Below are 12,352 nucleotides of genomic sequence, written 5' to 3'. Positions count from 1 at the left end.
AAATTTACTGATTTATACCTTACGGCATATAAACAGCAGCTGTTCGTACACCAGACGTATGCGGGTGGAATTTTAGCTTCCAGTTTCAGATGGATAACACCTAAAGTATAAAAAGATTCAGGCGTGCTGCATCTTTTTATACTTTAAACGAGTGGCTGTAAAACCCTACTTAGCGGGCTTTTCGATAATCAGGTTGTGGTTTGTATAGATACAGATGTCGGCGGCGATTGTAAGCGCCTCGCGCACCATTTCCTCTGCCGAAAGGTGTGGGGCGTGCTTCTTTAATGCCAAAGCGGCAGCATGCGCATACATACTCCCTGAGCCGATGGCAGCAATCTGGTTGTCTGGTTCCAGCACGTCGCCGGTGCCGGAGATAATCAGCAGCTCCTCTTTGTTAGCCACCACCATCATGGCTTCCAGCTTCCGCAGGTACTGGTCTTTGCGCCAGTCCTTAGCCAGCTCAATGGCCGCGCGCTTCATGTTGCTCTGGTAGGCATTCAGCTTTTCCTCAAAGCGCTCCAGCAAGGTAAAGGCATCGGCAGTAGAGCCGGCAAAGCCTGTTACAATCTTACCGTCCAGCAGCTTGCGGATCTTCTTCACGTTGCTCTTGGCAATGTGCTTGTCCATGGTTGCCTGCCCGTCTGCGCCCAGCGCCACTTCTCCGTTGTGGTAAATGCCACACACCGTGGTTGACCGTATTTTCGTCATCTTGTCCGTTTCGTTTATGATGTTGCACATAAGCAGCAGGCCCTTTTTAGCATAGGGCCGCCACTTGTAAAGCTACGGCTAAAGCAAACAAAAAGCCAAAGCGCCGGACTGTGCCAGATTGGCGGGTGGCAGAACATACCTCCAGGACGATATATTCTACTTTTCGCCTGCCTTTTCCCGCAGAACGGCTTGAATTTTAAGAAAGATATCTCTATGACGTCACCACATCTGTTCCAGAATTGTCAGGTTAATCAAATAAATCCAGTACCTTTGTAGCCCATAAAGTTTAACCTAACTTATGGCTACGAAATATATCTTTGTTACAGGTGGCGTAACATCTTCTCTCGGAAAAGGCATCATTTCCGCATCTCTTGCTAAACTGCTTCAGGCAAGAGGCTACTCTGTAACCATCCAAAAATTTGACCCCTACATCAACATCGACCCGGGCACGCTAAACCCGTACGAGCACGGCGAGTGCTATGTAACCGAAGATGGCGCCGAAACCGACCTGGACCTGGGCCACTATGAGCGCTTCCTGAACGTGGCAACCTCGCAGGCGAACAACGTAACGACCGGTCGCATTTATTACAATGTGATCATGCAGGAGCGTGAGGGGGCCTACCTGGGCAAAACGGTGCAGGTTGTACCGCACATCACCGACGAGATAAAGCGCCGCATGCTGCTCCTGGGCGAAAGCGGGGAGTTTGACATTGTCATTACTGAGATTGGCGGCTGCGTGGGCGATATTGAGTCGCTGCCGTTTATTGAGGCCGTGCGCCAGCTGCGCTGGGAACTGGGCGTGAACGAAACCTGCGTTATTCACCTGACACTGCTGCCGTACCTGAAAGCTGCCGGAGAGCTGAAGACAAAGCCGACACAGCACTCGGTACGCGACCTTTCTGAGGCCGGTGTACAGCCAGACATCCTGGTTTGCCGCTCAGAGCACCCTATTCCGGCAGATTTGCGCAAGAAGATCGCGCTTTTCTGTAACGTGAAGCAGAACTCAGTGATTGAGTCTATTGATGCGGAGACGATCTATGACGTGCCGCTGCTGATGCGCAAGGAGAAGCTGGACGAGCGGGTGATCACCAAGCTGAAGCTGATGCATAAGGCAGATCCCAACCTGGATACCTGGAAAGAGTTCCTGGGCCGCCTGAAAAACCCGACCTCTGAGGTTAACATCGCCCTGGTGGGTAAGTATGTGGAGCTTCCGGATGCCTACAAATCCATCATCGAGTCTTTTGTGCATGCTGGCTCGGCCAACGAGTGCAAAGTAAACATCAAGTGGTTCCAGTCTGAGAACATCACAGACGAGAACGTGGCCGGCCTGCTGCAAAGTATGGACGGCGTACTGGTGGCGCCAGGTTTTGGAGAGCGCGGTTTCAAAGGCAAGCTGGAGGCAATCCGCTTCGTGCGCGAAAACAACATCCCGTTCATGGGTATCTGCCTGGGCATGCAGTGTGCCGCCGTGGAGTTTGCCCGCAACGTGCTGGGGCTGCAAGGCGCGGCCTCTACCGAGATGGACCCGGAAACGCCACACCCGGTGATCGACATGATGGAAGATCAAAAACAAATCACGCAGATGGGCGGAACTATGCGATTAGGTGCCTATACTTGTGAACTAAAAAGAGGCTCAAAGGCTTATTCTATTTACGGGAAGTCAAAGATTTCGGAACGCCACAGGCACCGCTACGAGTTCAACAACAAGTACTTACAGGCGTTTGAAGAGGCGGGCATGCATGCCACCGGCATTAACCCGGACACCGGACTGGTAGAGGTAATCGAACTGCAGAACCACCCGTGGTTTGTGGCTGCGCAGTACCACCCGGAGCTGAAAAGCACTGTGCTGAACCCACACCCGCTGTTCGTAAAGTTTGTGAAAGCGGCTATTAATTATGCTAAATCTAAATAAGCACAATACACCACAATTCAAGAAACAGTAAATGGATAGAAATCAAGCGATTGGCTTTGGACTGATTGCCGTACTGCTGCTGGCTTACTCCTTCTTTTTTACAAGCCCGGAGGAGCCCGTTAAGCAGAAAGCAATTCAGGAAACAGCCAAGGTAGAGCAAGTGCAGACGGTTGCAGTTGCTGAAGAAGACTCGCTGTCGCAGGCTCGCAGAGCAGCAGCTCTGGGTGCTTTTGGCGCTGCCGCAACAGGCGAGGCCAGCACCACCACGGTCGAAAACCAGAACATGGTGGTAACCTTTAACAGCAAAGGTGGCCAGGTAGAGGAAGTAGTGCTGAAGAACTACAAAACCTACCAGGGCGAGCCGCTGACACTGTTCGACAGCGAAAGCAGCGAGACCAACATCACCTTCCAGACAAAGCAAGGCAAAAGAGTACAGCTGTCCGACTTATACTTCAACGTATCTGAGGTGAAGGAAGTGGCTGAGAACGGCAAGACAGGCAAGACCATCGCTTTCCGCGCGGACCTGGGCAATGGCCAGTACATAGAGCAGGTGTACACCCTCTATGATGAGAACTTCCTGATGGGCTACAAGCTGGACTTCGAAGGACTGGAGCAGCAGATCGCCGGCAACACCATCACTTTCAGCTGGACAGACCGCCTGAAGCAGCTGGAGCGCGACCTGAAGCAAAACCGAGCTAAGTCTACCATTAACTACTTTACAGCAGAGGAAGAGTTTGAAAGCCTTTCCATCGCCGAAGACAAAGAAGAGGCCCTTGTAGAGCAGCCGGTGAAGTGGGTGGCAAACAAGCAGAACTTCTTTACAGCCGGTATTATTGCCGGCGGCGAGTTTGCCGGTGCCAAACTGGTGGCAGACGTAGACCTTGCCGACTCTTCGGTAGTGAAAACGCTTGCCTCTGAAATGTATATCCCTACAGCGGATGTGCTCAGCGGCAAAGGCGAGTTCATGTTCTACTTCGGCCCGAACGACTACAACATCCTGACGCAGATCGGCAACGAGTTTGACGATAACCTGTACCTGGGCTGGGGTATCTTCTCCTATGTAAACAAGTGGCTCATCATCCCTGCGTTCGATTTTCTGGAGAACTACATCACCAACTACGGTATCATCATCCTGCTGCTGGTGCTTTACATCAAAACGATCCTCTTCCCGCTTACCTACAAATCGTATGTATCCATGGCGAAGATGAAAGTGCTGAAGCCTGAGATTGACGCCATCAAGGAGCGCAACGACGGTGACATGCAGAAAACGCAGATGGAGACCATGAAGCTCTACCAGGAAATGGGTGTGAGCCCGCTCAGCGGCTGTTTACCAATGCTGCTGCAGATGCCGATCCTGTTTGCGATGTTCAACTTCTTCCCGAACTCCATTGAGCTGCGCCAGGAGCCTTTCCTGTGGGCTCAGGACCTCTCTACGTACGATGTGTTTGCCAAACTGCCGTTCACCATTCCTTTCTATGGTGACCACGTAAGTATGTTTACCTTGCTGATGACGGCATCTACGATACTCTACACCTGGTCTAACAACCAGATAAACTCTTCGATGCAGGGCCCGATGAAGTTCTACAGCTACTTAATGCCAGTGATCTTCATGTTCGTACTGAACTCCTTCCCTGCCGGCCTTAGCTTCTACTACTTCGTTTCTAACATCGTTACTTTCGGCCAGCAGGCGGCCATCCGTAAGTTTGTGGACGAGAAGAAAGTACGTGCCCGACTAGAGGATAACAAGCACAAGATTAAGGAGAAGAAGAAAAAAGGCGGCCCGTCGTTTACCGAGCGTATGCAGGAAGCGATGCGCCAAGCGGCTGAGCAAGAGCAGCAAAAGCGCAAAGCCAAGAAATAAGCATTCATCCTGAACCTTAGAAAAAGCCTTTCCGAACCCGGAAAGGCTTTTTTTGTAGCTATACGGCCCGTGCCAACGTATGCACTACATATGCACAAAGAGATCAAAAAACACCTAGCCCCTTACCTCCTGCTGCTCCCCCTGGCCCTGGTCGGCTGCCAGGAGAAGGCAAACCATGAAGGCGGCCTGGCCAGCACCCACCCGGAGCTGGCAGAGGAGTTGGCGGAAGACACCCTCACTGTGCCGTACAGCGACACGGCCGGCACAAAGCTCTACGACCGCTACCGCATCACAACGGAGCAGTACTTGAACAGCGGCAACTACAGCGCCGGCAGCATGTACCGCGGCAAGCTCGCCCCGCTCGACGAAAGCAGCCACTCCGATGCCCGCACCTACCGCACCATGTTGCGCGAAGGCATGGCAGAAGGCGTAAACTTTGCCGCAAAGTATACCCTGGTGACAGTTGGCTGCGGCACCGGCTGCCAGCAGCACGTGGTAGTGGACCGCGAAACAGGAAAGGTGCTCGACAAGGTGCAAAGCAGCATGGGTGCCAGGTATAGCGAAGACAGCCGCCTGCTCATTGTAAACCCGCCAGACTCCACGGTGGACTACAGCCAGTGCAACGGCTGCGCCCCGGAGGCCTACGTCTTCGAGAACGGAAGATTCCGCAAGCTGGAGCAAACGCCTAATTAGTCGCCGATGCTGATCCTCCTAAAGAAACTCATGCTGCTACAGCTCACCTGCCTCAGCGTTTTGCTCCTGGCCGGCTGCGCCGGGAGCGCTTCCTGCAACAGCCAGAGCCAGGAACCGCCGGAGCCCCTGCTGCTCTTCCAGAAGACACCCTGCTACGGCACCTGCCCCTCTTACAACGCCACCTTTTACACCGATGGCAGCGTCCGATACGAAGGGCTCCGGCATGTGCCCGTCCAGGACACGCTACAGCTTTGCCTGCCAAAGAAAGAGCTAAAGGAGCTACAGGCTCTTATCCGAAGCACAGACTACACCACCTGGGAAAACAGCTACAGCTCTCCCTACACCGACCTCCCCGCTACTTACATCACGTTTTATGAGCAAGGCCGAGAGGTAAAGCGCGTAAAGCACCAGCAGGGAGGGCCAGCGGCACTCCAGCAACTCCAGGCAAGGTTAGACAGTACCATAATGGACCTGGTCCGGCAGAAGGTGAAGCAGCGCTAAAAACGACGCATCCTTCTAAACACCAAACAGGCTGCAAGAAGAACTGGAAAGCAAATGTCTCATAAGAAAACCAAGTGGCTTACGTTATCCCTGCTGTTCGTCCTGCTCGTAGGCGGGGCGCTTTACTACATCCTCAAGAAAAAGTATTACCCCAAAGTAGAGGGCATAGAGTACCTTAAGCTGGATTTAGTTACAGACACCGCCCTTGTGAACGCAGGGGTGCAGGTGCAGAACAGGATCCCTCTCTCCATTGCCATAGACAGCGTGCACTATACGATTACGGATGAGGGCGACACACTGGGTTGGGGCCAGATGACCTCTACCAGCACTCTGCCACCTCTTGGCGACAAAGTGTTGGACTTTAAGCTGCTGCTCCAGTTCGAAAGGTACAGAAAGCACCTGCAGGAGCAGCAGGATAAAGACAGCCTTCGCCTGGGCGTTGCCATGGATGTTTTCTTCGACCTGCCCCTGCTCAGTGCCAAAAGCATCACCCTGAACCGCAACTTAACGGTACCTGTAGCCAAAGCCCCGGCCCTGGAACTGCAAAACGTGGAGGTCCGCAGCTTCAGCGCAGACTCGGGCTATTCTTTCCTACTCAAAATCGACGCGACAAACCGAGACCTGCCGGGCCTTACCATTGACAACTTTCAGTATGACATTCGCTTTAGCGATTCGCTTACGATTTCAGGTAACGTAGACACCACTTTCCACCTGCAGCGAGGTAACAAACTGCTAACCGTTCCTGTCAGGCTGAAAACCGCTGATGCCGTTGCCCTCATAGAAAAGCTGCTCTCCAGCGATGACTCCTGGAGCTACGAGGCGCGCGTGGAGGCCCACATAGAGAGCCAGCACCCCATTTTTGACTCTTTTAAGCTGGCGATTGAAAAAAACGGCACGTTTGATACCGGCAAAATGGGCTCCGGCAAAAGCTACCTGCCGTCGGTGAAGCAGGTTAAGCGGCTGGAGATAGACTCTGGCGAAGAGCAGACCCGGCTACACGCAGACCTGGTGGTGCACAACCCCGCGCCTATCCCCTTTTACATCGACAGTGCCTCCTACTATATCCGCCACCAAGGAAAAGTGATTGCCAGAGGAACGCAGGATTTTGAGCAGGTACTACCCAAAAACGGAAACCAGTCGCTGCGCCTGGACCTGCTGGTAAACGAAAGCGCCTATCAGCAACTCATGCAGGGGGCACAGGGGAAGAAGAGCATTGACCTGGAATTAAGCTTGAACCTGATCTACAACCTGAAGGGTGCACAAAGGGAGAAAATTACACTTCAGCGAACGGTGCACGTCCCGGTGGCGGGGCAAGCGGGACTGCAGGTGGCCGGGTTGGAAGTAAGAGAGCTTAGCCCGAGCAAGGGAGCCTACCTGGCCCTGAAGCTGAAGGTTAAAAGTACAAACCTGCCTGACCTGCGCATCAAGAACCTAGACTACAAGCTACAGCTGAGCGATGGTATTACCCTGCAAGGCCACACGGCAGCCCCGATCGAAATAAGCGAAACTGACAGTGTGGTGGAAGTACCGATCCGGCTCTCGGCGGACGATCTGAACCAGCTGATTCAGAAGGCGCTAAAGGGAAGCTCTGACTGGCACTACCAGCTACAGGCAACCGCCATGCTCCTGAGCAGCAACGCTATACTTGGCCCCACCAAGCTAAACCTGGCATTTGAGGGAGAACTGGACTTAACAAAGGGCATGGGAGGCCAGCAGCTGCTGCCGAAGATCACCAGCATCGACACGCTCGATATCACCATGGCTTATGACACGGCTTGGGTAAGGCTTAACATCAACGTAAAGAACCCGCTGCCGGTGAACTTCTACATCGACAGCCTTGCCGTGCAGCTCGTGCACGAAAGCGACACCTTTGCCATTAGCCATGAAAGTATAGCCAAGACCCTGCCCGCTAATGGTACCCAGTCTGCCTGGATAACCCTGGCCGTAAACTATGGTTTATGGCAAGAGCAGTTGCAGCGCTTACAGGAGCAGAAAAACATGCGCCTGGTGGAGAGCATTACGCTGGTGTACCGGATCGAAGAGCTGGAGAGACAGCGGGTGACCTTTAGCAACACCTTCCAAATACCGACGCCGAAAGTGCCGTTTGCCAAGCTGCAGAAGCTAAAGCTGCGGGGCTTCAGTTTTTCGAAGGGTGTGGTGTTCAATGCGCTTGTAAAGATACAGAATGTCAACACAAAAGACCTGGAGGTGAAAAACCTGTCGTACAGCGTATGCATCCAGAACCTGCTGGACGCCTGTGGCACCATTAACCGCACGTATGACATACCGCTCGGCAACAGCGTGGTGAAGCTACCCGTGAGCCTGGGCATTGGAGAAGTAGCCAGGGCCTTTTTTGCCAAGCTGATGGGGAAAAGCAAAAAGCGAGAGCTTTACCTGAACGCCTCCGGCACAATTCATACCGCTAACCCAAAGCTACAGGACACATTCGTTCACCTGGAAAGGTGGCAGAAGGCCGTGCTGTTCAGGCAGAAGAAAAAAGCCAAATAAAAGCTTGGCTGAAGAAGCCGCAATGAGCCTCCTCAAGTACCGCATGTGCCTACGCGCCCATACCTGGGTATTACGCGGCCTTATCCGCTGCATTCAGTGCCGTTCAGCCTTGCTAGCACCTGTATCAGATTAAGCAGCCAGACTTGTACTATTTACACATACATGCAACAGACCTAAATTTTCTGTACTTATCCGCCAAAATTTTATATTCACGATGTTTTCGCGCTCCCTAATGAAAGTTGTGCATTCACCAAACTTTCATGCCCCTGCACCAATCCTGCTGAGAAGGGCTGGCATAACACAAGGCCTTAATCTGACGCGTACAGCCAACGGAAGCCAAAGCTTGCCGTAAAATATTGTAGAGTGCAGACTAAACAAACACTCACAAAAGCTATATTAAAATATGGCCATACTAAACGGAAATGAACAACAGAAAAGATAAAGTACAAAAATCTGAGTTCGAACAAAAACTGGAGGAGAGCCAGGCGGCATCACTACAGAACCACCATCCTGAACCCGAAACGCGGAGCGCTACAGAAACCATTCCTGTGGTGGAAGAGGAGCTTCGGGTAGGCAAAAAGGAGGTGGAAACCGGCCGCGTACGCATCAGCAAAGATGTGCACGAGGAGCAGGTAGAAGTGGATGTGCCGCTGACGCACGAGGAAATTGACGTGGTACGGGTGGCCATTAACCAACACGTAGACACGCCTCCCCCTCCTGTTCGATACGAAGGAGATAAAATGATCATACCAGTACTTAAAGAAGAGGTTGTTGTGCAGAAACGCCTGGTACTGGTAGAGGAGCTTCATGTAACACGGAAGCAAGTGCAGACGCACGAAAAGCAACAGGTGACACTCCGCAAGGAGGAAGTAAACGTTGACAGAGTCAACAGCAGACACAGCAACGAAGACCAGGCCTGATAAACAGGCTTGGAAGAATGTAGAACTATAAAGAACAAAAAGAAAGCTATGAACAACATGAATAAGCAAACGGTAATAGGTATTTTTGATTATGGAGTAGACGCGCAGATGGCTGCACAGCAGCTGGAGAAAGCGGGTATTCCGAACAGTAAGATAGATGTGGTTGTAAACGGTGCCGCTGACAAAAACAGCGCTACCCCGGCACAGCAGCCGCAGAACAGAGACAATGACCAAAGAACGGGTCAGTTCTTCAACTCCCTGATTGACAACCGCGACGAATCGGCAAGATACTCTGAGGTTGCCCGTCATGGTTCTGTGGTTACCGTGCACACCACCTCAAAAGACGAGGCCAAGAAAGTGGCAGAAACACTGGATAAGTGTGGCGCAATCGACGTAAACGAGCGTGCGGCCCAGCAAAGAAACATGTCTACCTCCAGCAAAGGTAAGTGGACAGGATCTAACTCCTCTATCCCGGTAGTGGAAGAGAACATGGAAGTTGGCAAGCGCGAAGTCGAAACTGGTGGCGTAAGATTACGCAGCCGCATTGTAGAGCGCCCTGTAGAGGAGCACCTGCGCCTGCGGGAAGAGCATGTGCACGTTGAGCGCAATAAAGTAAACCGCCCGGCCAGCGAAAAAGACCTGGCTAACTTTAAGGAAGGCGAGCGCACAATGACAGAGCACGCCGAGATCCCAATGGTAAACAAAGAAGCACGCGTGGTAGAAGAGGTAAAACTTGGTAAGGAAGCCACCGAACGTGATGAAACCATTCGCGGTACAGTGCGCAAGCAGGACGTGGAGGTAGACAAACTACCACCGCAGGACAAACGCAAAGGCACAGACAAGAAATAATCTGCACCAGCAGATTGTAACTAAAAAAGCGCTAGCTGTTCTATCAGCTAGCGCTTTTATTTTGCCCGCTGTCTAGGGCCTCCCTTGCGGGCATAAGCTTATACTTCTTAAGGATAAACAAGTGTCAACTTGCTAATAAACAACGAAGTTACATCGCGCACCTAAACAAAGGCATGAAGTATAAAACACAGGCAGCACGCTTGTTTATAACAACAGCCCCGGGGAAAACAAAAGTTAAAAGTATATTTGGCTTTGTTTAACCAGCTAGCGGCTGGCCTGTATCAGCCTGTGCAGCCAGACCAGCCACACCCTTAACTGTTTCTTACATGAAAAACACCCTTGCCTTCTTAGGCTGCTTGCTTTGCTTCGTGCTTCTCTCCCGCTCTACGCAGGCGCAATACGCAGCCAACATCATTCCAAAGCCGCAACAGGTACACAGCCTGAAGAGTAAACCTGTTACCCTGAGTAGCGACAGCCGCATTTATTACGACGCCCGGTTTAAGCCACAAGCCGACTACCTGCGCCAGCTGCTGCAGGAGCAAACAGGCCTTAACCTTTCCTTAGAGGCAAATGGCAAGGGAGCTCGAAAGTCAGGCATTACGCTGCAGTTCGATACCGTTACGGTCACAAAGCCGGAAATGTACGTACTGGAATCTGCCAACGGAAAGGTAACGCTTAAAGCCGGCAGTGTGAACGGAGTTGTGTACGGCATACAGTCGCTGCTGCAGCTGTTTCCGGTGCAGCAGGCAAACAAGGTACAGGTGGAGCCGGTGAAAATCGTTGACTTCCCGCAACACGGCTACCGCGGCATGCACCTGGATGTTAGCCGCCATATCTTCCCGCTCTCATTCGTTAAGAAATATATTGACTACCTGGCCTTCCATAAGTTCAACAACTTTCACTGGCACCTGTCGGACGACCAGGGTTGGCGCATTGAAATCAAAAGCTATCCCAAACTTAACACTGTCGGCTCCTGGCGCAACGCCACGCTCATCGGGCACTTTAAAGATAAGCCTGCCCGCTACGACTCCACGCGCTACGGCGGCTTCTATACACAGGAGCAAGTAAAGGAGGTTATTGCCTACGCCAAGGTGCGCGGCATCAACATTATACCTGAGATCGACATCCCGGGCCACAGCCGCGCCACCATTGCCGCCTACCCTGAGTTCAGCACCCGCCCCGACACCACCTGGAACGTAGCAACCACCTGGGGCATGTACAACCGCCAGAACAACGTACTGGCCCCACGGCCGGAAACATTTAAGTTCTTAAAAGCCGTTTTTGAGGAGGTCGCCGACCTGTTTCCGTCTCCGTACATCCACATCGGCGGCGATGAGTGCAGTAAAATGTGGTGGAAAGCCAGCCCACAGGCACAGGAATTCATTAAGCAGCACAACCTGAAAGATGAGAAGGGGCTGCAGACTTACTTCGTGGAGCAAGTGGCGGGGTACCTTTCCGCCAAAGGCAAAAAAGTGATTGGCTGGCACGAAATACTGGAGGGCGACCTGGACACCTCTACCGTTGTGATGAACTGGGCCGGTGACAAAGAAGGGACCGCAGCAGCCATGCGCAACCACTACGTGATCATGTCGCCGGGCAAGCCGCTTTACTTTGACCATTACCAAACCCAAAATCCCAACGACAGCCTGGCCATCCACGGCTATAACCCGCTGGACGCCGTTTACAACTTCAGCCCCGTTCCGCAGGCGCTGCAAGGCAAGCCGCAGGCAAAGTATATTTTGGGCGCACAGGCCAACGTCTGGACCGAATACATGGGCAGCCCGGCTAAAGTAGAGTACATGGTGTTCCCGCGAATGACAGCCCTGAGCGAGGCGCTGTGGTCCGACCCTGGGCAGAAGAACTTTGATGACTTTAAGCGAAGGCTGGAGCAGAATGTGATCCCGAGGTACAAAGCCTGGGGCAGCAGCTACTGCACCGACTATGCTAACTGGACCCTGGATGCGCAGTAGCGACACGTATCTTAACCACAAAGCAATGGCTGGTAGTTATACTACCAGCCATTGCTGTTTTACGGCTAAAACAATAGCTTAATACCCCACCGGTTAAACATCAGAATCATAACTAAGTATAACCAAATATATCTCCCGTACCTGCCACCTTAGGACCAGCATCTGCAGAAGAACCGGCTAACACTACGGCGCCAGGCTAGAGCGCCTTTCGGGCACGGCGAAGCAAAGCAAGTAGTGCGGACGGCGAGGAACTGAAAAGCTGGATTTACAGGAGGCGCTTGTACGGAAACCCCGTCTCTTTCGTTTGCTGTTTAGCGGGCTGGCCACCTGTTGAAAAAGGCTTGCCAGATGTGGAAAAATAAACACTCAAGGCACAATTTGGGGCCATCTTTGTGGCTAAAAAAATGTATCTTTGTGAAAGTATAAAGTA

9 protein-coding genes are annotated in these 12,352 nt (G+C 52.4%); 8 read left to right on the top strand and 1 reads right to left on the bottom strand.

The window, feature by feature from the left end; genetic code table 11:
• Positions 1–165: 165 nt before the first annotated feature.
• Positions 166–708: an ATP-dependent protease subunit HslV gene (gene hslV / locus CA264_RS04830; RefSeq protein WP_025605072.1), complete on the bottom strand. Its 543-nt coding sequence runs from the start codon at positions 706–708 to the stop codon at positions 166–168.
• Between the two features lie 298 nt (positions 709–1,006).
• Between hslV and CA264_RS04825 the strand changes: the two genes are divergently transcribed.
• The 8 genes from CA264_RS04825 (at position 1,007) to CA264_RS04790 (ending at position 11,922) form a co-directional block, all read left to right on the top strand.
• Positions 1,007–2,620: a CTP synthase gene (locus tag CA264_RS04825; protein WP_025605071.1), complete on the top strand. Its 1,614-nt coding sequence runs from the start codon at positions 1,007–1,009 to the stop codon at positions 2,618–2,620.
• Positions 2,621–2,651: 31 nt separating this feature from the next.
• A complete protein-coding gene (gene yidC, locus CA264_RS04820; RefSeq protein WP_025605069.1) occupies positions 2,652–4,481 on the top strand; it encodes a membrane protein insertase YidC in 1,830 nt (609 codons plus the stop codon).
• Between the two features lie 90 nt (positions 4,482–4,571).
• Entirely contained in the window at positions 4,572–5,174 is a 603-nt protein-coding gene (locus CA264_RS04815) for a hypothetical protein (protein ID WP_025605067.1), read from the top strand.
• A gap of 6 nt (positions 5,175–5,180) precedes the next feature.
• The gene (locus CA264_RS04810) at positions 5,181–5,675 is read left to right on the top strand and encodes a DUF6438 domain-containing protein (RefSeq protein ID WP_025605066.1); all 495 of its coding nucleotides are present in this window, start codon (positions 5,181–5,183) and stop codon (positions 5,673–5,675) included.
• A gap of 54 nt (positions 5,676–5,729) precedes the next feature.
• Positions 5,730–8,183 (top strand): LEA type 2 family protein, encoded by a 2,454-nt coding sequence (locus tag CA264_RS04805; RefSeq protein WP_025605064.1) that lies wholly within the window; start codon positions 5,730–5,732, stop codon positions 8,181–8,183.
• Positions 8,184–8,605: 422 nt separating this feature from the next.
• A complete protein-coding gene (locus tag CA264_RS04800) occupies positions 8,606–9,103 on the top strand; it encodes a YsnF/AvaK domain-containing protein (RefSeq protein ID WP_025605063.1) in 498 nt (165 codons plus the stop codon).
• A 48-nt stretch (positions 9,104–9,151) separates the two neighbouring features.
• The gene (locus tag CA264_RS04795) at positions 9,152–9,952 is read left to right on the top strand and encodes a YsnF/AvaK domain-containing protein (protein ID WP_237151175.1); all 801 of its coding nucleotides are present in this window, start codon (positions 9,152–9,154) and stop codon (positions 9,950–9,952) included.
• 326 nt (positions 9,953–10,278) lie between these two features.
• Positions 10,279–11,922: a beta-N-acetylhexosaminidase gene (locus tag CA264_RS04790; RefSeq protein ID WP_025605060.1), complete on the top strand. Its 1,644-nt coding sequence runs from the start codon at positions 10,279–10,281 to the stop codon at positions 11,920–11,922.
• Positions 11,923–12,352: the final 430 nt, after the last annotated feature.

Source organism: Pontibacter actiniarum, from assembly GCF_003585765.1.
In the GTDB taxonomy this organism is placed as follows: domain Bacteria; phylum Bacteroidota; class Bacteroidia; order Cytophagales; family Hymenobacteraceae; genus Pontibacter; species Pontibacter actiniarum.
The sequence above is the reverse complement of the archived record's forward strand: the minus strand, read 5'-3'. Positions and strand labels throughout refer to the sequence as shown.